This is a genomic window from Pseudomonas entomophila (genome assembly GCF_013523125.1).
GTDB classification, from domain to species: domain Bacteria; phylum Pseudomonadota; class Gammaproteobacteria; order Pseudomonadales; family Pseudomonadaceae; genus Aquipseudomonas; species Aquipseudomonas entomophila_B.
Genome location: NZ_JAAMQJ010000036.1, coordinates 24,961 through 47,221, shown reverse-complemented (window position 1 = coordinate 47,221; position 22,261 = coordinate 24,961). Strand labels below are relative to the sequence as shown.

The window sequence follows — 22,261 nt, the reverse complement described above, 5'->3', positions numbered from 1 at the left end:
TCCTACACAACCTCTGCCATCGGCCTGCCACCGCTGGGCGTATACCCATGCGGCAGTTATAATCAGCCGCTTTCCCCATCGCCAAGACACAGAACCCATGACTGAGTCCGTTCTTGACTACATGGCCCGCCTCGGTCAGGCCGCCCGTGAGGCCTCCCGCGTGATCGCCCGTGCCAGCACCGCGCAGAAGAACCGCGCGCTCAACGCGGCCGCCGACGCCCTGGACGCCGACCGTGAGGCCTTGGCCGCCGCTAACCAGCGCGACCTGGACGCGGGGCGCGCGAACGGCCTCGACCCGGCCCTGCTCGACCGCCTGGCGCTGACGCCGGCGCGTATCGACGGCATGATCGCCGGGTTGCGCCAGGTCGCCGGGTTGCCGGATCCGGTGGGGGCGATCCGTGACATGAGCTACCGCCCGTCGGGTATCCAGATCGGCAAGATGCGCGTGCCGTTGGGCGTGATCGGGATCATCTACGAGTCACGCCCGAACGTGACCATCGATGCGGCGAGCCTGTGCCTGAAGTCCGGCAACGCCACCATCCTGCGCGGCGGGTCGGAAGCGATCCACTCCAACCGGGCCATCGCCGCCTGCATCCAGCGCGGCCTGGCCGAGGCCGAGTTGCCGCCCGCCGTGGTGCAGGTGGTCGAGACGACCGATCGCGAAGCGGTCGGCGCGTTGATCAGCATGCCGCAGTTCGTCGACGTCATCGTGCCGCGTGGCGGCCGGGGCCTGATCGAGCGCATCAGCCGCGACGCACGCGTGCCGGTGATCAAGCACCTGGACGGCATCTGTCACGTCTACGTCGCCGAGCACGCTGACCTGGACAAGGCCTGGCGCATCGCCTTCAACGCCAAGACCTACCGCTACGGCATCTGCGGCGCCATGGAGACCCTGCTGGTCGATCAGCGCGTGGCCTCGGCCTTCCTGCCGGACATGGCCCGCCGCTTCCAGGCCAAAGGCGTCGAGCTGCGCGGCTGCGAGCGTACCCGCCAGTTCATCGAGGCGGTTCCGGCCAGCGAGGACGACTGGAGCACCGAGTACCTGGCGCCGATCCTGTCGATCCGTGTGGTCGAAGGCCTGGACGCGGCGATCGAGCACATCAACCACTACGGCTCGCACCACACCGATGCCATCGTCACCGAACACCAGGGCCAGTCGCGACGCTTCATCGCCGAGGTCGATTCGGCCTCGGTGATGCTCAACGCGCCGACCTGCTTCGCCGACGGCTTCGAGTACGGCCTGGGCGCGGAGATCGGCATCTCCACCGACAAGCTGCACGCCCGTGGGCCGGTCGGGCTGGAAGGGCTGACCTGCGAGAAGTACGTGGTGATCGGTGACGGTCAGCTGCGCGGCCAGGAGCTCTGCTGAGGTGAGCGGGGCGCAGACGGTGCGACGCGTCGGGATTCTCGGCGGCACCTTCGACCCGGTGCACATCGGCCACCTGCGCGGTGCGCTGGAGGTGGCCGAGTTCATGGACCTGGACGAGCTGCGCCTGCTGCCCAACGCCCGCCCGCCGCACCGCGACACGCCACAGGTGACGGCCAACGACCGTCTGGCGATGGTCCGGCACGCGGTGGCGGGTGCCGAACGTCTGAGCGTCGATGCACGGGAGCTGTCGCGCGACAAGCCGTCGTATACCATCGACACCCTCGAGTCGATTCGCGCCGAGCTGGCCCCGGGCGATGCCTTGTTCCTGCTGCTGGGCTGGGACGCCTTCTGCGGGCTGCCGAGCTGGCACCGCTGGGAGGAGCTGCTGCAACACTGTCACATCCTGGTGCTGCAACGCCCGGATGCCGACGTCGAACCCCCGGACACGCTGCGCAACCTGCTGGCAGCGCGTTCACAGAACGATCCCACCGCGCTGCCAGGGCCGGCGGGGCACATTTCGTTCGTCTGGCAGACACCGCTCGCGGTGTCGGCCACACAGATCCGACAGCTGCTGGCCAGCGGCAAATCGGTACGGTTCCTGGTGCCGGACGCAGTACTGGCCTACATCGAGGCGCACGACTTGTACCGTGCGCCGAACTGAAGGCGCGCCACGCGCCTCATCCAATGAGTTGAACGAGTTTTTATGACCAAGCAGAACATTACCGGCGAAGAGCTGGTCGAGCTGGCCAAGTCGGCCCTCGAAGACGTCAAGGCCCAAGACATCCAGGTCATCGACGTGCGCGACAAGCACAGCCTGACCGACTACATGATCATCGCCACGGGTACCTCGACCCGCCAGATCAACGCGATGCTCGAAAAGACCCGCGAAATCGTCAAGCAGAAGGGCGTGCAGCCACTGGGCGAAGAAGGCAAGGGCGACAGCGACTGGGTCCTGCTGGACCTCAACGACGTCATCGTGCACATGATGACCGCTGCGGCCCGTCAGTTCTACGACCTCGAGCGCCTGTGGCTCGGTGCCGAGCAGAGCCGCGCGGCCGACGGCAAGCACCACAGCCCGGAGCACACCCACAGCTACGCCGACAACCTCAAAGATCGCGGCTGAGGACGGGTCGTGCGTCTACGCCTGATCGCGGTCGGTTCGCGCATGCCTCGCTGGGTGGAGGACGGTTGGCACGAGTACGCCAAGCGTCTGCCGCCCGAGCTGGCCCTGGAACTGGTGGAGATTCCACTCAACACCCGCGGCAAGAACGCCGATGTCGCGCGCCTGATCCGTCAGGAGGGCGAGGCCATGCTGGCCAAGGTCCAGCCGGGCGAGCGGATCGTCACCCTCGAAGTGCACGGCAAGCCGTGGAGCACCGAGCAGCTGGCGGTCGAACTGGACCGCTGGCGGCTCGATGCGCGCACTGTCAACCTGATGGTCGGTGGCCCCGAAGGCCTGGCGCCAGAGGTCTGCGCGCGCAGCGAACAGCGCTGGTCGCTGTCGCCGCTCACGCTGCCGCACCCGTTGGTAAGGATACTGATCGGCGAACAGCTCTATCGCGCCTGGACCGTGCTGTCCGGGCATCCTTACCATAAATGAGCCAATAAGCCTTCCCGATGTCGCAGCCGATTCGTCTCAAGGACCACGAGAAGGACGCCCGCCTGGTGCGCAATCGTGTCGTGGTCGGCGCGAGCGCGGTCATGCTGCTGGTGTGCGTGCTCATCGCGCGGCTGTATTACCTGCAGGTGATCCAGTACGACTATCACTCCACGCTGTCGGAGAACAACCGGGTGCACGTGCAGCCGATTCCACCGACCCGGGGGCTGATCTTCGACCGCAACGGCGTGATCATCGCCGACAACCGGCCCAGCTTCAGCCTGAGCATGACCCGCGAGCGGGCCGGGAACTGGCAGCAGGTGCTCGACGTGATCGTCGAGGTGCTGGAGCTGACCGAGGACGATCGCGCGCTGTTCGAGAAGCGCATGCGCCAGGGGCGCCGGCCGTTCGAGCCGGTGCCGATCCTGTTCGAGCTCGACGAAGAACAGATCGCCCGCGTGGCCGTCAACCAGTTCCGCCTGCCCGGCGTCGAGGTGGTCGCGCAACTGGTGCGCCATTACCCGCAAGGGGCGCATTTCGCCCACTCGGTCGGCTACGTCGGGCGTATCAACGAGAAGGAACTCAAGACCCTCGACCCGGTGAACTACAGCGGCACCCACCACATCGGCAAGACCGGCATCGAGCGCTTCTACGAGCCGCAGCTGCATGGCCAGGTGGGCTACGAAGAAGTCGAGACCAACGCTCGTGGTCGTGTGCTGCGGGTGCTCAAGCGTACCGATCCGAAGCCCGGCCAGGACATCGTCCTGAGCCTGGACATCAAGCTGCAGGAAGCCGCCGAGGCCGCACTGGCCGGCCGCCGGGGCGCCATCGTCGCCCTGGATCCGCGTACCGGCGAGGTGCTGGCGATGGTCAGTCAGCCGAGCTTCGACCCCAACCTGTTCGTCACCGGCATCAGCGTCAAGGCCTATGCCGAGCTGCGCGACTCGATCGATCGCCCGCTGTTCAACCGCGTGCTGCGCGGGCTGTATCCACCCGGCTCGACGATCAAGCCGGCCGTGGCCATCGCCGGCCTGGACAGTGGCGTGGTGACGGCGGCCAGCCGGGTGTTCGACCCCGGCTATTACCAACTGCCCAACTACGACCACAAGTACCGTAACTGGAACCGCAGCGGCGATGGCTGGGTGGACCTGGACACCGCGATCATGCGGTCCAACGACACCTACTTCTACGACCTGGCGCACAAGATGGGCATCGACCGACTGGCCAGCTACCTGAACCGCTTCGGCATCGGGCGGCGGGTCTCTCTGGACATGTTCGAGGAATCCGCCGGGCTGATGCCGTCGCGCGAATGGAAGCGTGCCACCCGGCGCCAGGCCTGGTTCCCCGGCGAGACGCTGATCCTCGGCATCGGCCAGGGCTACATGCAGGCCACGCCCCTGCAACTGGCCCAGGCCACCGCGCTGATCGCCAACAAGGGCAAGTGGAACCGTCCGCACCTGGCCAAGACCCTCGAGGGCCAGCCGCCGGTGGACGACGACCCGATGCCGGACATCGTCCTGCGCGACCCGTCCGACTGGGCCAAGGTCACTCACGGCATGGAGCAGGTGATGCACAACGCCCGCGGCACCGCGCGCAAGGCGTCGGTCGGTGCCCAGTACCGCATCGCCGGCAAGAGCGGCACCGCCCAGGTGGTGGCGATCAAGCAGGGCGAGCGGTACGACCGCAACAAGCTCCAGGAGCGCCACCGCGACCATGCCCTGTTCGTCGGCTTCGCCCCGGCCGACGATCCGCGGATCGTGGTCTCGGTGATGGTCGAGAACGGCGAGTCCGGTTCCGGCGTCGCCGCCCCGGTCGTGCGCCAGGTGATGGATGCCTGGCTGCTCGACGAACAGGGCCACCTCAAGGCCGAATACGCGCCAGCCACCGTCGCCCAGGAAACGGCCCCGTGAAGAACAATTTCGATCGCATGCTCTCCAGCGAGGACGTGATGCGTCGACGCGCCAGCTTCTTGCAGCGCATCCACATCGACGGTCCTCTGCTGATCATCCTCCTGACCCTGGCCGCCGGCAGCCTGTTCGTGCTGTATTCGGCCAGCGGCAAGAACTGGGACCTGCTGCTCAAGCAGGCCAGCTCGTTCGGCCTGGGCCTGGCCTCGATGTTCGTCATCGCCCAGCTCGAGCCACGCTTCATGGCGCGCTGGGTGCCCCTGGCCTACCTGGTCGGCGTCCTGTTGCTGGTGGTGGTGGACGTCATGGGCCACAACGCCATGGGCGCCACGCGCTGGATCAACATTCCGGGGGTCATCCGCTTCCAGCCCTCGGAGTTCATGAAGATCATCATGCCGGCCACCATCGCCTGGTACCTGGCCAAGCGCACCCTGCCGCCGCACCTCAAGCACGTGATGATCAGCCTGGTGCTGATCGGCGTGCCGTTCATCCTCATCGTGCGCCAGCCCGACCTGGGCACGGCCCTGCTGATCCTCGCCTCCGGCGCCTTCGTGCTGTTCATGGGCGGGTTGCGCTGGCGCTGGATCCTCAGCGTGGTGGCCGCGGCGGTGCCGGTGGCGGTGGCCATGTGGTTCTTCGTCATGCACGACTACCAGAAGCAGCGCGTGCTGACCTTCCTCGACCCGGAGAGCGATCCGCTGGGCACCGGCTGGAACATCATCCAGTCCAAGGCCGCGATCGGCTCGGGCGGGGTGTTCGGCAAGGGCTGGCTGCTGGGCACCCAGTCGCACCTGGACTTCCTGCCGGAAAGCCATACCGACTTCATCATCGCCGTGCTCGGCGAGGAGTTCGGCCTGGTGGGCATCTGCGCGCTGCTGCTGATCTACCTGCTGCTGATCGGCCGCGGGCTGATGATCACGGCCCAGGCCCAGACCCTGTTCGGCAAGCTGCTGGCAGGCAGTCTGACCATGACCTTCTTCGTGTACGTGTTCGTCAACATCGGAATGGTCAGCGGCCTCCTGCCCGTGGTGGGCGTGCCGCTGCCCTTCATCAGCTATGGCGGAACTTCGTTGGTGACGCTGCTGTCAGCGTTTGGCGTTTTGATGTCGATCCACACGCACCGCAAATGGATCGCACAGGTTTGAATAAGGTGAACACTCATATGCAAGCAGTGCGTGGCTGGGCAGCCCGTTGTATGCCGTGGATCGGCGCGATCGGGTTGGTGGGCGCCGTCCAGCAGGCCATCGCCGGCGACTATGACGGCTTACCGCAGGTCGCCGACTTCATCGGCGAGATGACCCGCGACCATGGCTTCGCCAGCGAGCAGCTGGAGGGCGTGTTCAGCGAGGTCCAGCGCAAGCAGTCGATCCTCGATGCCATCTCGCGGCCGGCCGAGCGGGTCAAGCCGTGGAAGGACTACCGGCCGATGTTCCTCACCGAGGCGCGCGTCGCCCGCGGCGTGGACTTCTGGCGCCAGCACGAGGCCGTCCTGGCGCGCGCCGAGCAGACCTATGGCGTACCGGGCGAGGTCATCGTGGCGATCATCGGCGTGGAGACGTTCTTCGGCCGCAACACCGGCAACTACCGGGTGATCGATGCGCTGACGACCCTGGGCTTCGATTACCCGCCCCGGGCGGCATTCTTCCGCAAGGAACTGCGCGAGTACCTGCTGCTGGCGCGCGCCGAGCAGCTCGATCCGCTGGTGCCCAAGGGCTCCTACGCCGGTGCCATGGGCCTGCCGCAGTTCATGCCCAGCAGCTTCCGCGCCTATGCCGTGGACTTCGACGGCGACGGCCACATCAACATCTGGACCGACCCGGACGACGCCATCGGCAGCGTGGCCAACTACTTCAAGGCCCACGGCTGGGTCGCCGGGCAGCCGGTGGTCAGCCGCGCCGTGGTGCTCGGCGAGCGGGTCGACGAAGGCCTGACACCGGGTATCGAACCGGCCAGCACCGTGGCGCAGTTGCGAGCGCTGGGCTGGTCGAGTCAAGATGCGCTGCCCGACGACCTGTCGGTGACCGCCTTCCGCCTGGACGGCGAACAAGGCCCGGAATACTGGATGGGCCTGAAGAATTTCTATGCGATCACTCGCTACAACCGCAGCGTGATGTATGCCATGGCGGTGCATCAGCTATCGCAGCAGCTGGTTCAAGCCCGGGGTATCAAGTAATGCGTGCACCGAACATCGTCACTTCCTTCAAGTTGCTCACCTGCCTGGCCCTGGGCCTGGCCGTGGCCAGCTGCTCGTCCAGCCGTCCCACCGCACCGAAGGCCAAGGGGCCGTCGGTGGTGCGCGCCCAGCCAGGGTTGGACATCAACCGTGCGCACAAGGACGGCGCGCCCTGGTGGGACGTGGACGTGAGCAAGATCCCTGACGCCACGCCGACGCTGCACACCGGCAACTACAAGGCCAATCCTTACACCGTGCTGGGCAAGACCTACTACCCGATGCAGGACTTCCGCGGCTACCGCGCCGAAGGCACCGCGTCCTGGTACGGCACCAAGTTCCACGGTCAGAACACCGCCAACGGCGAGGTCTACGACCTCTACGGCATGAGCGCGGCGCACAAGACGCTGCCGCTGCCGGCCTACGTCAAGGTCACCAACCTGGACAACCAGCGCAGCGTCATCCTGCGGGTCAACGACCGCGGACCGTTCTATTCCGACCGTATCATCGACCTGTCCTACGCGGCGGCCAAGAAGCTCGGCTACGCTGAAACCGGCACCGCGCGCGTGCGCGTCGAGGGCATCGACCCGCAACAGTGGTGGGCCTCCCGGGGTCGTCCGGCGCCCCTGGTGCTCAATGAGCCGCAGGTTGCCCAGGCCCAGCCGATCACGAAGAGCACGGGCACGGTAGAGCAGTGGACACCGCCGCCCCAGCAGCACGCGGCTGCCGTGGTACCGGTCCAGGTGTCCAGCGGCGCGGTGCCGAGCAACAACGGCGGCCTGTTCCTGCAGGTCGGCGCCTTCGCCAACCCGGACGCTGCCGAGCTGCTGCGGGCCAAGCTCAGCACCATGGTCAGCGCGCCGGTGTTCATCAGCTCCATCGTGCGCAACCAGCAGACGCTGCACCGCGTGCGCCTGGGCCCGATGAACAGCCAGGGCGAGGTCCAGCAGACCCAGGACAGCGTACGCCTGGCCAACCTGGGCCAGGCCAAGCTGGTCACGGACTGAGGCAGCTGTAAGCGACGAGTGGCAAGCTGCAAGCCAAGGCGAACGGCGTTGTTGCACGCTTTTCGCTCTAGTAGGCTTTGGCGGCGCATGGCAAGTGGCAAACAGGATCACCACCACGGTTCGCTCTTGCTTGCAGCTTGCAGCTTGCAGCTTGCATCTATGCCTGGCTGCCGCTGCTCTTCCATGTACAATGGCGGCTTTTGCCCACCAGCCGCTGGCCTTTGAACAGGCTGCCTTCGGGCAGCGAGACCATTAGCCATTTCGAGAGACGGATGAACATCACCTCTATTGCCAAACGCCTTTGCCTGCCCGTTCTGCTGCTGATCGCTCCCGTGACCTTCGCGGCCGAGCAGATGATGCCGGCGCCCCCGCAACTGGCCGCCAAATCCTATGTGCTGATGGATGCGTCCAGTGGCAACGTGCTGGTCGAGAACAATGGCGACGAGCGCCTGCCGCCGGCCAGCCTGACCAAACTGATGACCGCCTACATCGCCACGCTCGACATCCGTCGCGGGCAGATCGGCGAGAACGATCCGGTCACCGTCAGCGAGAACGCCTGGCGCACCGGCGGTTCGCGGATGTTCATCAAGGTGGGTAGCCAGGTGACCGTCAGCGACCTGCTGCACGGCATCATCATCCAGTCGGGCAACGACGCCAGCGTCGCGCTGTCCGAGCACATCGCCGGCAGCGAAGACGCGTTCGCCGACATGATGAACAAGACCGCCGCCGACCTGGGCATGGGCAACAGCCACTTCATGAACCCGACCGGCCTGCCGCACCCGGAGCACTACTCCTCGGCGCACGACATGGCCCTGCTGGCGCGCGCGATCATCAACGAAGACCCGGCGCACTACGCGATCTATTCGCAGAAAGAGTTCTTCTGGAACAACATCAAGCAGCCCAACCGCAACCTGCTGCTGTGGCGCGACAAGACCGTCGACGGCCTGAAGACCGGCCATACCGAGGAAGCCGGCTACTGCATGGTCGCCTCCGCCGTGCGTGACGGCCAGCGCCTGATCGCCGTGGTGTTCGGTACCAACAGCGAGCAGGCCCGTGCCGCCGAGACCCAGAAGCTGCTGACCTACGGCTTCCGCTTCTACGAAACCCAGACCTTCTACCAGAAGGGCACCGAACTGGCCCAGTCGCCGGTCTGGAAAGGCGCCACCGGTCAGGTCAAGGCCGGCCTGGCCAACGACCTCACCCTGACCATGCCCAAGGGTCAGCTCAAGCGCCTGGCGGCGTCCATGAGCCTGAATCCGCAGCTGACCGCGCCGATCGCCAAGGGCGACGTCATCGGCAAGGTCGAGGTCAAGCTGGACGACAAAGTGGTCCACAGCGCCGACCTGATCGCTCTCGACGCGGTCGAGGAGGGTGGTTTCTTCCGCCGTATGTGGGATAGCATTCGTCTGTTCTTCTACGGGTTGTTCAACTGATCCGTGACCTGCATGCCTCCGCGCGCCGCGCGGGGGCTTTGTTGTCGCCACGCCTTGCGAGGCCGTATCCGCCATGAGCGAAGCAGACGTCAAGTCGCACAAAATCGAATTCCCCTGCGAGGACTACCCGATCAAGGTGATCGGCGAGACCGGTGTCGGTTTCAGAGACAGCGTGATCGAGATCCTCAGCAAGTACGCCAAGGTCGACCTGTCGACCCTGGCCGAGCGCCAGAGCAAGGAAGGCAAGTACACCACGGTGCAGCTGCACATCGTCGCCACCAGCGAGGACCAGTTGCAGGACATCAACAGCGCCCTGCGCGCGACCGGCACCGTCAAAATGGTGCTGTGATGTCCGCCTGTCTCGGTGTTCGCGTGCTTGGCCTGCAGCCCTATGAACCGGTGCTGGCGGCCATGCGGCGGTTCACCGAGCAGCGCGATGCCTCGACTGCGGACGAGGTCTGGCTGGTCGAGCATCCGCCGGTCTTCACCCAGGGGCAGGCCGGCAAGGCCGAACACCTGCTGGTGCCGGGCGATATCCCCGTGGTCCAGAGCGACCGCGGCGGACAGGTGACCTACCACGGGCCAGGTCAGCTGGTCGCCTACCTGCTGCTGGACGTGCGTCGCCTGGGTTTTGGCGTGCGCGACCTGGTCAGCCGCATCGAACGCAGCCTGATCGAGCTGTTGGCCGGGTATGATGTCCAGGCCGCCGCCAAACCGGACGCGCCAGGCGTCTACGTGAATGGCGCCAAGATCGCCTCCCTGGGGCTGCGCATCCGCAACGGTCGCGCGTTCCATGGCCTGGCCCTGAACGTGGACATGGACCTGGCGCCGTTTCGCCGAATCAACCCTTGCGGCTACGCCGGGCTGGCCATGACCCAGCTGCGCGATCTCGCGGGGCCGATCGAATTCAACGAGGTCAGCACAAGGCTGCGCGAACAGCTGGTCAAGCACCTCGACTATGCCGAGCAGACGACCCTCACGGGCGGAATCGACTGATATGACTATTGTGCAAGAAGCCGTGCCTCACCTGATCCCGACCACCGATGCCACGGCGCGCCCTGCGCCGCGCAAGGTCGAGGCGGGGGTCAAGCTGCGGGGCGCCGAGAAGGTGGCGCGCATCCCGGTGAAGATCATCCCCACCGAGGAGTTGCCGAAGAAGCCCGACTGGATCCGCGTGCGCATTCCGGTGTCGCCCGAGGTGGATCGCATCAAGCAGCTGTTGCGCAAGCACAAGCTGCACAGCGTCTGCGAAGAGGCCTCCTGCCCGAACCTGGGCGAATGCTTCTCCGGCGGCACTGCGACCTTCATGATCATGGGCGACATCTGCACCCGTCGCTGCCCGTTCTGCGACGTCGGTCACGGTCGACCCAAGCCGCTGGACGTGGACGAGCCGAAGAACCTGGCCGTGGCCATCGCCGACCTTCGCCTGAAGTACGTGGTGATCACTTCGGTGGACCGCGACGACCTGCGCGATGGCGGTGCCCAGCACTTCGCCGACTGTATCCGCGAGATCCGCGCACTGTCGCCGGGCGTGCAGCTGGAGACCCTGGTGCCGGACTACCGTGGGCGCATGGACGTGGCACTGGCCATCACCGCGGCCGAGCCGCCGGATGTGTTCAACCACAACCTCGAGACCGTGCCGCGCCTGTACAAGGCCGCGCGTCCGGGGTCGGACTACGACTGGTCGCTGGACCTGCTGCAGAAGTTCAAGCAGCTGGTGCCGCACGTGCCGACCAAGTCGGGCCTGATGCTCGGCCTGGGCGAGACCGACGAGGAAGTGATCGAAGTCATGCACCGCATGCGCGAGCACGACATCGACATGCTGACTCTGGGCCAGTACCTGCAGCCGTCGCGCAGCCACTTGCCGGTGCAGCGCTTCGTGCACCCGGACACCTTCGCCTGGTTCGCCGAGGAAGGCTACAAGATGGGCTTCAAGAACGTCGCTTCCGGGCCGCTGGTACGCTCCTCGTACCACGCCGACCAGCAGGCGCACGAGGCCAAGATCAAGCTCTGATCGCCGGTAGCCTGCGAATGCCGGCGCACGTCGACAGACGGCGCCGGCATTGTGCTGTCTGGAGGGGTCGCATACGGCCTGTGGCAATGTGGTGAAGCAGCCGTCGCTGTCGCGGGCAAGCCTGCTGCCACACCTATGGTCATGCCGCTGGGTGCTGGCGATCGCTCAGTCCCCTGTGGGAGCGGGCTTGCCCGCGATAGCGCCAGCCCCGCCACTGCCTGACTGAGCATGCAGGTATTCCCGATGCCCTGGCCCCGACCGCTACTGTATGGTGAACCCCCTTCAACCCCGCCGCACCGCGGTCATCGCGCAAAAGGACGCCTCGCATGTCTCTCGCTTCCGTTTCCCGGCTGCCCAAAGCACTCAAGGCCAATGCCTGTTTCGCCATCGTCGCACCCGCAGGCCCGGCCCGACTGGACGCCGAGCACGCGCGCCTCTGGTTCGCGCAACGCGGCTACCGTTGCCGGCTTTTTCCCGGGGTGTTCCAGACCGAAGGCTATCTGGCCGGTTCGGACGAGCAACGCCTGGCCGACCTGCACGCGGCCTTCGCTGATCCTGATATCGATGCGATCCTGTGCATGCGCGGTGGCTACGGCAGCATGCGCCTGCTCGACCGGCTGGACTTCGACCTGCTGCGCGCCCACCCCAAGCCACTGATCGGCTACAGCGACATCACCGCGTTGCACACGGCCCTCCATCGCCATGCCGGGTTCCCGACATTCCATGGCGCGATGCTCAACGCCGACCTGCTGGGCAACAAGCAGCCACCGACCAGCAGCTCCCTGTTGCAGCAGCTCACCGGGGTGTTGAGCCAAGGGTCGATCATCGAGCATCCACGCGAGATGGCGCTGACCAGCGTGGTACCCGGCGTGGCCACGGGACCTCTGGTGGGCGGCAACCTGTCCATGCTGGGTGCGACCCTGGGCACCTGCGCCGAGGTCGAACTCGAAGGTCGCCTCCTGTTCATCGAGGACGTGAACGAACCGCTCTACCGCGTCGATCGTCTGCTCACACAGTTGCGCCTGGCAGGCAAGTTCGAGGGAGTGAACGGGGTGTTGGTGGGGGACTTCGCCGGCATCACCGTGGCGGCGCTGACGCCCTTGCTGCACGACATCTTCGGGCCGCTGCGCATTCCGGTGCTGGCCGGCTGGCGCAGCGGGCACTGTGACCCGAACGTGTGCCTGCCCTTGGGGGCCGAGGTGACGCTCGACAGCAGCGCCGGACGTGTGTCGTTGAACCAGGCTCTTTTCGACGCCTGATCACGCAATGGCCTGCACGGACGCAGACCCTTGCACGACCCACTCAACGCTGGCGCAGGTTGTCGAGCAAGGGATGGGTCGGGTATCCATCGGCAGGCCAGCCCAAGGCCTGCTGGGCGTTGCGAATCGCCTTGCGGGTATTGGCGCCGATGATACCGTCGGCGTTGCCGGCGTCATGACCCCGTGCATTGAGCAGGTTCTGCAGCTCCATGCGTTCGCTGCGGGTCAGCGGCTTGTCGTCCTTCGGCCAGCTGCCGGCGATGAAGCCCCAGCCCGAGAACCGATCGCCCAGCAGACTGACCGCCAGCGCATACGAGGAGGAATTGTTGTAGCGCAGGATGGCGCGGAAATTGTCCAGCACCAGGAACGCCGGACCACGTGCGCCAGCCGGCAACAGCAGGGCGGCGGACAATTGCTGACTGCCGTCGGGCAGGCGCGTGCCCTTCGGTAGCTGTACACCCATCTGCAGCCACTCGCTCACCGTCTTGCGCTGCGTGCCATCGGCCTGCCAGTAATCGAACCCGCTGGGCACCTGCACCTCGAAGCCCCACGGCTGGCCGCGCTTCCAACCCGAGCTTTGCAGGTAGTGCGCGGTCGAGGCCAGGGCATCGGGCGTGCTGTTCCAGATGTCGCGCCGGCCATCACCGTCGAAGTCCACCGCATGGGTGTTGTAGGTAGTGGGGATGAATTGCGTCTGACCCATGGCGCCGGCCCAGGAGCCTCGCATGGCCTCTGGCTGGATGTCACCGTTCTGCACGATCTGCAGGGCGGCGATCAGCTGGTCATGGGCGAAGGCCGGACGGCGCCCTTCGTAGGCGAGGGTGGCCAGCGAACGGATCACCGACTTGCTGCCCTGGAACTGCCCGAAGTTGCTTTCCATGCCCCAGACCGCGACCAGGATCTGCCGGTCGACCCCGTAGCGCTGTTCCAGCTGCCCGAGCAGCGCAGCATGCTGCTCGAGCAAGGCCTTGCCCTTGCGCACACGGACGGGCGACAGGGCGCCGTCGAGGTAGTCCCAGACCGGGCGGGTGAACTCCGGCTGGCTGCGGTCGGCCTTGATCACGTCCAGATCTGGCGTGACACCGGCGAAGGCCGCGTCGAAGACGCTGGCACGAATGCCGGCTTGCAGGGCCTGTTCGCGAAATTGCGCTTGCCATTGCTCGAAGCTCTGCTGCGGCTGGATCTCGGTATCGGACGGCGTGGCAGCGCTTGTCTGCGGGGCCGCAGGCACGCTGGCCGGTTGCGACGTGGCGGGCAGCGGCACCGCATCGGCGGCCGTGGGCTTCTCGGCGCACGCCACCAGCAGGATGAGGCTGGTGGCGGCCACCAGTTGACGAGGCTGTCGACGCAGAGAAAGACAAGAAAGCATGCACGAATCCAGAAAATGCAGATTAGGTGAAGACCATATCATGCTCGGGCGGTTCGTGCCTCACGCGGCCAAACGGCAAGAAGCCTCCCAATCTCTCGATTGGAAGGCTTCGCGGCGGTAGCTGCCTTTGCCCTTGCCGGCGCGTTCCTGGCGACAGCGGAAAAGTGGCTGGGCGACGATCGACTTGGCTTTGTTGGGGCGGGTGGTACCGGACTTCTTGCTCATGGGCTGGGCCTCGTGAGGGGGTTGCGAAGCGCACTGTAGAGGGGAGGGGGTGCGGGGGCTAATTGATTGTATGCATCGAAAGCTTGAGGGCGACTGATTGCCGAGTACGGGTTACGCTAACGGGGACCACGTCGCCGTTTTTAGGGGCGAGGAACTGTTTTTTTCAGTCCATGTAGCCATGCATTGACGGTTTTATGGGCCCTGCGGACTATGCCTTTCAACGTCTTCGGAAAAAGCCCTGAGACAGGGTCATGGTTGCATCCACAGCTTCACCGGCATGATACAGGCAAGCGCAGTTCTCCTGTGGGCGCGGGCTTGCCCGCGATGGCGTCCGGCCCATCACCGCCTGCATCGCGGGCAAGCCCCCACAGAGGAGATGAACCGCTCTGCCAGATCGGCGATGTGGTCCACATCGTCTTAGGCAAAGACGTTGAAAGCCCTGGCCCTGCGGGCCCAATCGCGGCACAGGGGCCGCTCCTACACCCGTAGCCCCACCGCGGGGTTGCAGGCTATCGCGGTCACCTGTGGGGGGGGGCTGTGCCGAGATTGGGCTCGCAAGGCCCATGAATCCCGCCACGCCATCTGGCAGATCAGCGCTACAGCAATGATCAGCAGGATAACCCCATCGGGCACCCGTTCGAGCCCGTCACTGCGCCGGCAACGACACCCGCTGACCCGCCATCAACAGTACCAGCCGCGCCAGACCGACCCAAGGGCAGCCCTCTGACTGGCCCTTGATCTGCGCATCGATCCGCTGAGCGTCCACCAGCAACTGGTTCCAGCGCTGTGCCGACAACCGTTGCAACGCCTTGCCCACCAGCGGTCGGCGCTTGTCCCATACCGGCGGCTTGGCCTGGCTGAAGGCCTTGTCCAGGGGAATACCCTGGCTGAACTGCTGGGCGATACCGGCCAGCAGGCGCAGCTCGCGGGCCAGGGCCCAGAGGATCACCGGCGCTTCGACCCCTTCACCGCGCAACCCTTCGAGCATGCGCAGGGCATGGCTCGCCTCGCCCTTGATCACCGCATCGACCAGCCCGAAGACATCGAAACGCGCACTGTCGGCCACCGCCGCCTGCACGGTGTCCACCGTCACCTGGTTGCCCTCGGCCAGCAGCTTGAGCTTTTCGATTTCCTGGGCGGCGGCGAGCAGGTTGCCCTCCACCCGTGCGGCGATCAGATCGACCGCGTCACGCTGCGCCGACAGCCCGGCCCGCGCCAGGCGCTGGTTGATCCATTGCGGCAACTGGTGCGCATCCACCGGCCAGATCTGCACGAACTGGCACTGCGGGCTGTCGATCAGGGCCTTGCCCCACTTGGACTTCTGCGCGCTGGCATCGAGCCGGGGCAGGCTGACCAGCAGCACGGTGTCGTCGGCTGGCCGGCTGACGTAGTCGATCAGGGCGGCTGCGCCCTTGTCGCCCGGCTTGCCGCTGGGCAGCCTGACTTCCAGCAGGCGCTTCTGGGCGAACAGCGACAGGCTCGCGCCGGCGAGCAACAGGTTGCCCCAGTCGAAGTTGGCATCGGCGGAGAACACCTGGCGCTCGTCGTGGCCCTGATGGCGCGCGGCGGCGCGAATGGCGTCGGCGGCTTCCTGGCACAGCAACGGGTCGTCGCCGCTGACCACGTAGACGGGGGCCAACGCGCCTTGCAGGTGCTTGTCGAGTTGGGCGGGGGCGAGTTTCATGGGCGGGAAAGGCGGGGCACCCTGAGGTGCCCCGCCTGGCATCACTGAACCGGCAGTTCCAGAGGCGACTGCTGCGGCGTCTCATCCTGAGCGCGGCGCGCGTCTTCCAGCGCCTGGGCCTGCGCGCGGGCACGGGCGTCGGCGTCCTTCTGCAGCTCGTCCAGACGCGCAGGCGTCAGCAGTTGCAAGCGCACGATCATGGCCTGGATCAGGTCACGGCGCATTTCCTTGCGCACCTGAGCCGCTTCCTGGTCGCCGCCGGTGACGTTGTTGCCGTCACGGGTGTAGACGCGGCGCACGGTGACCTTGTCCGACAGCAATTCAGCGTTGTTCAGGCCGGCGATGGTGTAGTTCAGCACCGTGGTCAGCTCGTAGTCGGCCGAACGGCTACCACCGGCATAGGTGGCGGCGCGCTGGTTCTCGTCCTCGCGGGTCAGGATCAGGCGGTAAGGGGCGCTGCTGCGCACGGCCACACCGTCGTTCTCCAGGGCCTGGCGCAGCTGCTTCACGGTGTCGCCATAGGCGTTACGGGCGCTGACGTCCAGCTCGCGCAGGCTCAGGTCGGCTTCGCCGGTACCGCGCAGCTGGAAACCACAGGCGCTCAGCAGCACGGCCAGGCCCACTACCAGCAGATTGCGTTTGATCATGTTGTTGCTCCCTTCTGGGCCGATTCCGCCTGCCTGCGCCGTTCGCAGACAGGCGTTGCCATCAATTGGCGACGATGTTGACCAGCTTGCCTGGCACCACGATGACCTTGCGGATGGCCAGGCCTTCGGTGAAGCGCAGTACGTTCTCGTTGGCACGGGCAGCGGCTTCGACCTCTTCGCGGCTGGCGCCGGCCGGCATCTCGACCTGGCCGCGCAGTTTGCCATTGACCTGGACCACCAGCACGACGCTGTCCTGCACCAGGGCCTGTTCGTCCACGGCCGGCCAGGCGGCGTCGATCACCGGCTGGGCATGACCCAGCTGCTCCCACAGCACGTGGCTGATGTGCGGGGTGATCGGGGCCAGCAGCAGGGTGACGGCTTCCAGGCCTTCGTGCAGCAGGGCTCGGTCCTGTGCGGTGGCCTGCGGGGCCTTTTCCAGCACGTTCATCAGCGTCATCACCTGGGCAATGGCGGTGTTGAACTTGTGGAACTGGCCCACGTCGGTCCCGGCCTGCTTGATGGCGACATGGATGGCACGGCGCACGACTTTCTGCGCATCGTCCAGCGCGGCCACGTCCAGCGTGCCCGGCAGGCCGGCGCTCACGTGGGCCTGGGCCAGACGCCAGACGCGGCGCAGGAAGCGGCTGGCGCCTTCGACACCGGCATCGGACCACTCCAGGCTGGCGTCGGGCGGCGAGGCGAACATCATGAACAGGCGGCAGGTGTCGGCGCCGTAGACCTCGATCATCGACTGCGGATCGACGCCATTGTTCTTCGACTTGGACATCTTCTCGGTGCCGCCGATTTCCACCGGCAGGCCGTCGGACTTCAGGCGAGCGCCGATGACCTTGGCCTTGGCGTCACGCTCGATCTCGACATCGGCCGGGTTGAACCAGTCCTTGCCGCCGTTGCTGGCCACACGGTAGTAGGTGTCGGCGACCACCATGCCCTGGGTCAGCAGGTTCTTGAACGGCTCGTTCGAGGTGACCAGGCCTTCGTCGCGCATCAGCTTGTGGAAGAAGCGCGCGTAGAGCAGGTGCAGGATGGCATGCTCGATGCCACCGATGTACTGGTCCACCGGCAGCCAGTGGTTGGCCGCCTTGGGGTCGACCATGCCGCCTTCGTAGTGAGGCGAGGCGTAGCGGGCGAAGTACCAGGACGACTCGACGAAAGTGTCCATGGTGTCGGTTTCGCGCTTGGCCGCGGCGCCACAGGTCGGGCAGCTGCAGTCGTAGAACTCGGGCATGCGCGCCAGGGGCGAGCCGGCGCCATCGGGCACCACGTTCTCCGGCAGGGTCACCGGCAGCTGGTCTTCCGGTACCGGCACGTCGCCGCAGTTCGGGCAGTGGATGATCGGGATCGGGCAGCCCCAGTAGCGCTGGCGGCTGATGCCCCAGTCGCGCAGGCGGAACTGGGTGCGCGACTGGCCGAGGTCCTTGCGGATCAAGGCGGCTTCGATGGCGTCGAAGGCACCTTCGAAGTCCAGGCCGTCGAACGCGCCGGAGTTGATCAGCTGGCCATGCTCGCCGTAGGCCGGCAGCCAGTCGTCACCGACCGTGTCGCCCGCGCTGGTGCGCACCACGGCCTTGATCGGCAACTGGTACTTGCGGGCGAACTCGAAATCACGCTCGTCATGGGCCGGGACTGCCATCACGGCGCCGTCACCGTAGTGCATCAGCACGTAGTTGGCGACCCAGACCGGCAGCTTCTCGCCGGTCAGCGGGTGCTCGACGAACAGCGACGTCGGCATGCCTTTCTTTTCTTGGGTGGCGATGTCGGCTTCGGCGACGCTGCCGCTCTTGCAGGCGTCGATGAACGCCTGCAGCTCAGGATTACCTTGGGCGGCCTGGGTGGCCAGCGGGTGCTCGGCGGCCACGGCCACGTAGGTGGCGCCCATCAGGGTGTCGGGGCGCGTGGTGAAGACCTTCAGCGCGCCGGCATGGCCGATGCTGGCCAGGTCGTGGGGGAACTGCACTTCCATGCCGCGCGACTTGCCGATCCAGTTGCGCTGCATGGTCTTGACCTGCTCGGGCCAGCCTGGCAGCTCGTCGAGGCTTTCCAGCAACTCGTCGGCGTAGTCGGTGATGCGGAAGTAGTACATCGGGATCTCGCGCTTCTCGATCAGCGCGCCCGAACGCCAGCCGCGGCCGTCGATGACCTGCTCGTTGGCGAGCACGGTCTGGTCGGCCGGGTCCCAGTTGACGGTGCCGTTCTTGCGGTAGATGACGCCCTTCTCGAACAGACGGGTGAACAGCCACTGCTCCCAGCGGTAGTAGTCCGGCTTGCAGGTGGTCACTTCACGCGACCAGTCGATCGCCAGGCCCAGGCTCTTGAGCTGGGTCTTCATGTACTCGATGTTCTCGTACGTCCACTTGGCCGGCGCGACGTTATTCTTCATCGCGGCGTTTTCCGCCGGCATGCCGAAGGCGTCCCAGCCCATGGGCTGCAGCACGTTCTTGCCGAGCATGCGCTGGTAGCGGGCGATCACGTCGCCGATGGTGTAGTTGCGCACGTGCCCCATGTGCAGCTTGCCGCTCGGGTACGGGAACATCGACAGGCAGTAGTAGGTGTCCTTGCCTGGCTGTTCGGTCACGGCGAACGACTGGTTCGCTTCCCAGGCGTGCTGGGCGGCGGCTTCGATTTCACGGGGCTGATATTGTTCGTGCATGGCTACTTTGCGCTGAGAGATGAAAGACCCTGTCCAGGCAGCGAAAACCTCGCTGCGACGGCAATCCGGCGTCGGTGGAGTGAACGCCGTAGCATACATGAGCGCCGCCTACCGTGGGAAACCCTGATTGCGTCGGGCCGTGCCGATGGCCGTTGGTCGCGGCGTCCGGCTGCCGGCGCAGGTGCCGCTAAGCTCAGGGGTGCATGAGACTGTCATCCCCAACGAGGTGCCCGCATGGGAGAGCCGCACACCCCCCAATCCCCAACCGATGTCTATGAACGTCTGATCGACCGACTTGGCCTAGCCCTGGAGACGGCCCGCACGTCGGTGCGATTGCGTGACGAACAGCCGACCGAACTGGAACTGCGCGGCCTGAGCCGTGCCGAGTACGACGTGCTCAAGGCGTATCTGAACGCGCTGCCCCCGCATCAGGGCCTGGCGGCCGAAGCGCCCCGACAGCGTCCCGCCAGACGCACCGCCGAGGTCGTCTGGCTGCGCGATCGCAAGCGCCGCGACACGTCGGCCCGCGCACAACGCCTGCCGGCGCGCTGACCGCTCTCGGCACCGGGCCACGTCTTGTGGCCGGGTGCCGATCCCCCTAGGCTGCGTGCACCGAGACGAGGTGCACCATGCCGATCCGCTTTCTCCTCAAACACCTGCTGCTACCCCCTGGGTCGCTGTTGCTGCTGGTCCTGGCCGGCCTGTGGCTGCGTCGCCGTCGCCCGCGCCTGGCCCGCGCCTGCCTGGTACTGGGGGTGGGCGGGCTGTGGCTGATGAGCCTGCCGCTGGTGGTGCAGCAGGCAGCACGGCTGCTCGAGCGTGAACCGCCGCTGCCCCTGGCGCACTGGTCGACGCTGGCGTCCCAGGCCCAGGTCATCGTGGTGCTCGGTGCGGGGCGCGAGCGGGGCGATCCGGCCTGGGGCGGTGAAGACCAGCCCACCGGCGTGGCCCTGGAGCGCATGCGCTTCGCCGCACAACTGGCCAAGGCCTCAGGGCTGCCGTTGCTGACCAGCGGCGGCCTGCACTACGGAACACCACCGAGCGAGGCGCGGTTGATGGCCGAGCGTCTGCAGCAGGATTTCGGCGTCCAGGTGACGTGGGAGGAGGGTGCCAGCCGAACGACCTGGGAGAATGCCCGCTTCACGGCCGAACGGCTTCGGCCGCTGGGCATCGACCGCGTGGTGCTGGTGACTCAGGCCTGGCACATGCCCCGTGCACGCTGGAGTTTCGAGGCCAATGGCCTGACGGTCGTGCCAGCACCGGTGGGCTTTCTCGGCCATGCACCGGTGGGACCTTTCGCCGGGCTGCTCCCGGAAAACCGAGCCGTCTGGCGCAATGGGCAACTGCTCAACGAGGCGGCAGGCCTGGTGGGCTACCGCCTGTTCCAGGGCCGCTAGACGCGACCCGTACGACGCCGGGCAAGCGCCGCCCAGCCCAGCAGCCCGGCGCAGACCAGCGCCAGGGGCCAGGAGCGCCAGCGCAGGTAGGGCGTCAGGTCCTGCATCGGCACGACGTCACCGTACAGCACGGCCTGCTGGAACTGCGGTACACGCTCGGTGATCCGGCCGAACGGGTCGATCAGCGCGGTGACGCCGTTGTTGGTGGCGCGGATCATCCAGCGCCCGGCCTCCAGTGCACGCATCTGCGCCATCTGCAGGTGTTGCAGCGGGCCGATCGAAGTGCCGAACCAGGTGTCGTTGCTGATGGTCAGCAGCAGGTCGCTGCGCGCGGCCAGGCCGGCGGCGAACTCCGGGTAGACCACCTCATAGCAGATGTACGGCGCGATCGCGTGCCCCTTGGCCTGCAACAGCGCCTGCTGGGCCGGGCCCCGAGCGAAGTCCGACATCGGCAGGTTGAAGAACTCGATCAGCCCGCGCAGCATGTCCTGCAAGGGCACGTACTCGCCGAAGGGCACCAGCTTCTGCTTGAGGTAGGTGCCTTCGCCGCCGCCGGCCACGGTGATGCCATTGTAGTAGCGGCGCTGGCCATCGACCACCTCGCGCACCGGCACGCCAGTGATCAGCGCGGACCGACGGTCCGTGGCGAACGTCCCCATCATGTCGATGAAGCCCTGGGCCTGGTCCTTGAGCACCGGCACTGCGGTTTCCGGCCAGACCAGCAGGTCGACCGGCCGCGAGGCGACACTCAGGTCGCGGTACAGCGCCAGTTGCGCATTGACGTGCGCCGGGTCCCATTTCAGGTCCTGTTCGACGTTGCCCTGGATCGCGGCCACCGACAGCGGCTTGCCCGACGGTTGCGTCCAGGCGTGACCCTTGAGCGCCCAGCCGATGGCCCAGGGGGCGATCAGCAGGGCCAGGCCGCCTGCCAGCAGCGCGCCCCGCGCACGCAGGCGCGGCAGGTTGCACAACAGCGCCGCACTCAGGGCCAGCACGAACGATACCAGCCAGACGCCGCCCACCGGGGCCAGCCCGGCCAGCGGGCCATCGAGCTGGCTGTAACCGGCATACAGCCAGGGGAAGCCGGTCAGGAACCAGCCGCGGAACGCTTCCTGCAACAGCCACAGGGCAGCGAAGCCCAGGGCATCGGCCAAGGGCGCCTCGCTGCGCCGCAGCCAGCGCGCCCAGAGCCAGGCCGGCAGGGCGAAGAACCAGGCGATGGCCGCGAAGAACGCCAGCAGCAGCAAGGTCGCCAGCAAGGGCGAAGCGCCGCCGTAGGTGTTGATGCTGACATAGATCCAGCTGGTGCCGGCGCCATACAGCCCGAAGCCGTAGCACCAGCCACGGCCCAGTGCCTGGCGCGGGCTGAGCGAGCGCAGGCCGAGGTAGAACAGGGCGATCGCCAGGACGGCGAGTGGCCAGACGTCGAACGGCGCCAGGGCCAGGGACGTGCTGGCGCCGGCCGCCACGGCCAGCAGGTTACCGGGCCAGCCGGGGCGGGTGATCCAACGCATG

Annotated in this window: 21 protein-coding genes; 15 read left to right on the top strand and 6 right to left on the bottom strand. The window is 66.6% G+C overall.

Annotated elements, in window-relative coordinates:
* Positions 1 to 97: 97 nt before the first annotated feature.
* From G7007_RS17110 to G7007_RS17050, 13 genes are all read left to right on the top strand, one after another.
* Positions 98 to 1,369, top strand: coding sequence for a glutamate-5-semialdehyde dehydrogenase (locus tag G7007_RS17110; protein WP_181103540.1), 1,272 nt, complete (start codon positions 98 to 100; stop codon positions 1,367 to 1,369).
* 1 nt (position 1,370) lies between these two features.
* The gene (gene nadD / locus G7007_RS17105) at positions 1,371 to 2,030 is read left to right on the top strand and encodes a nicotinate-nucleotide adenylyltransferase (RefSeq protein ID WP_181103538.1); all 660 of its coding nucleotides are present in this window, start codon (positions 1,371 to 1,373) and stop codon (positions 2,028 to 2,030) included.
* A gap of 42 nt (positions 2,031 to 2,072) precedes the next feature.
* Positions 2,073 to 2,492: a ribosome silencing factor gene (rsfS, locus tag G7007_RS17100; RefSeq protein ID WP_181103536.1), complete on the top strand. Its 420-nt coding sequence runs from the start codon at positions 2,073 to 2,075 to the stop codon at positions 2,490 to 2,492.
* Between the two features lie 9 nt (positions 2,493 to 2,501).
* A complete protein-coding gene (gene rlmH / locus G7007_RS17095; RefSeq protein ID WP_181103528.1) occupies positions 2,502 to 2,969 on the top strand; it encodes a 23S rRNA (pseudouridine(1915)-N(3))-methyltransferase RlmH in 468 nt (155 codons plus the stop codon).
* A gap of 17 nt (positions 2,970 to 2,986) precedes the next feature.
* Positions 2,987 to 4,876, top strand: coding sequence for a penicillin-binding protein 2 (gene mrdA / locus G7007_RS17090; protein ID WP_181103526.1), 1,890 nt, complete (start codon positions 2,987 to 2,989; stop codon positions 4,874 to 4,876).
* Positions 4,877 to 4,914: 38 nt separating this feature from the next.
* Complete coding sequence (gene rodA, locus G7007_RS17085; protein WP_060395556.1) at positions 4,915 to 6,018, top strand: rod shape-determining protein RodA; 1,104 nt, start codon at positions 4,915 to 4,917, stop codon at positions 6,016 to 6,018.
* Positions 6,019 to 6,035: 17 nt separating this feature from the next.
* Entirely contained in the window at positions 6,036 to 7,046 is a 1,011-nt protein-coding gene (mltB, locus tag G7007_RS17080) for a lytic murein transglycosylase B (protein ID WP_181103524.1), read from the top strand.
* Complete coding sequence (locus tag G7007_RS17075; protein WP_181103522.1) at positions 7,046 to 8,050, top strand: septal ring lytic transglycosylase RlpA family protein; 1,005 nt, start codon at positions 7,046 to 7,048, stop codon at positions 8,048 to 8,050. Before mltB ends, G7007_RS17075 begins: the two co-directional genes overlap by 1 nt.
* 272 nt (positions 8,051 to 8,322) lie before the next feature.
* Complete coding sequence (locus G7007_RS17070) at positions 8,323 to 9,483, top strand: D-alanyl-D-alanine carboxypeptidase family protein (RefSeq protein ID WP_181103520.1); 1,161 nt, start codon at positions 8,323 to 8,325, stop codon at positions 9,481 to 9,483.
* A 73-nt stretch (positions 9,484 to 9,556) separates the two neighbouring features.
* Positions 9,557 to 9,832: a DUF493 domain-containing protein gene (locus G7007_RS17065; protein ID WP_060392391.1), complete on the top strand. Its 276-nt coding sequence runs from the start codon at positions 9,557 to 9,559 to the stop codon at positions 9,830 to 9,832.
* A complete protein-coding gene (lipB, locus tag G7007_RS17060) occupies positions 9,832 to 10,479 on the top strand; it encodes a lipoyl(octanoyl) transferase LipB (RefSeq protein ID WP_181103518.1) in 648 nt (215 codons plus the stop codon). Before G7007_RS17065 ends, lipB begins: the two co-directional genes overlap by 1 nt.
* Position 10,480: 1 nt before the next feature.
* Positions 10,481 to 11,497 carry a lipoyl synthase gene (gene lipA, locus G7007_RS17055; protein ID WP_258198605.1) on the top strand — a complete coding sequence of 339 codons (1,017 nt, stop codon included), beginning with the start codon at positions 10,481 to 10,483 and terminating at the stop codon, positions 11,495 to 11,497.
* 326 nt (positions 11,498 to 11,823) lie between these two features.
* Positions 11,824 to 12,756, top strand: a complete 933-nt coding sequence (locus tag G7007_RS17050) for a S66 peptidase family protein (protein ID WP_181103516.1) — start codon at positions 11,824 to 11,826, stop codon at positions 12,754 to 12,756.
* Between the two features lie 43 nt (positions 12,757 to 12,799).
* On the opposite strand, the gene G7007_RS17045 is transcribed toward G7007_RS17050, so the two are convergent.
* The 5 genes from G7007_RS17045 to leuS all read right to left on the bottom strand — a co-directional run bounded on the left by G7007_RS17045 (position 12,800) and on the right by leuS (position 19,349).
* Positions 12,800 to 14,125: a lytic murein transglycosylase gene (locus G7007_RS17045; protein WP_181103514.1), complete on the bottom strand. Its 1,326-nt coding sequence runs from the start codon at positions 14,123 to 14,125 to the stop codon at positions 12,800 to 12,802.
* Positions 14,126 to 14,185: 60 nt separating this feature from the next.
* Entirely contained in the window at positions 14,186 to 14,350 is a 165-nt protein-coding gene (gene arfA, locus G7007_RS17040; protein WP_181103512.1) for an alternative ribosome rescue factor ArfA, read from the bottom strand.
* Positions 14,351 to 14,996: 646 nt separating this feature from the next.
* Entirely contained in the window at positions 14,997 to 16,034 is a 1,038-nt protein-coding gene (gene holA, locus G7007_RS17035) for a DNA polymerase III subunit delta (RefSeq protein WP_181103497.1), read from the bottom strand.
* A gap of 41 nt (positions 16,035 to 16,075) precedes the next feature.
* Positions 16,076 to 16,681, bottom strand: a complete 606-nt coding sequence (locus tag G7007_RS17030) for an LPS-assembly lipoprotein LptE (RefSeq protein ID WP_181103495.1) — start codon at positions 16,679 to 16,681, stop codon at positions 16,076 to 16,078.
* 61 nt (positions 16,682 to 16,742) lie between these two features.
* Complete coding sequence (leuS, locus tag G7007_RS17025; protein ID WP_181103492.1) at positions 16,743 to 19,349, bottom strand: leucine--tRNA ligase; 2,607 nt, start codon at positions 19,347 to 19,349, stop codon at positions 16,743 to 16,745.
* A gap of 234 nt (positions 19,350 to 19,583) precedes the next feature.
* Here leuS and G7007_RS17020 point away from each other — a divergent pair, with 234 nt between their 5' ends.
* Together G7007_RS17020 and G7007_RS17015 are read left to right on the top strand one after the other, a co-directional pair.
* Entirely contained in the window at positions 19,584 to 19,901 is a 318-nt protein-coding gene (locus G7007_RS17020) for a hypothetical protein (RefSeq protein ID WP_181103490.1), read from the top strand.
* Between the two features lie 77 nt (positions 19,902 to 19,978).
* Positions 19,979 to 20,746 (top strand): YdcF family protein, encoded by a 768-nt coding sequence (locus G7007_RS17015; protein ID WP_181103489.1) that lies wholly within the window; start codon positions 19,979 to 19,981, stop codon positions 20,744 to 20,746.
* Here the strand turns inward: G7007_RS17015 and lnt are convergent.
* On the bottom strand, positions 20,743 to 22,260 hold the full coding sequence (gene lnt, locus G7007_RS17010) for an apolipoprotein N-acyltransferase (protein ID WP_181103486.1): 1,518 nt from the start codon (positions 22,258 to 22,260) through the stop codon (positions 20,743 to 20,745). The genes G7007_RS17015 and lnt overlap by 4 nt on opposite strands.
* Position 22,261 lies beyond the last annotated feature (1 nt).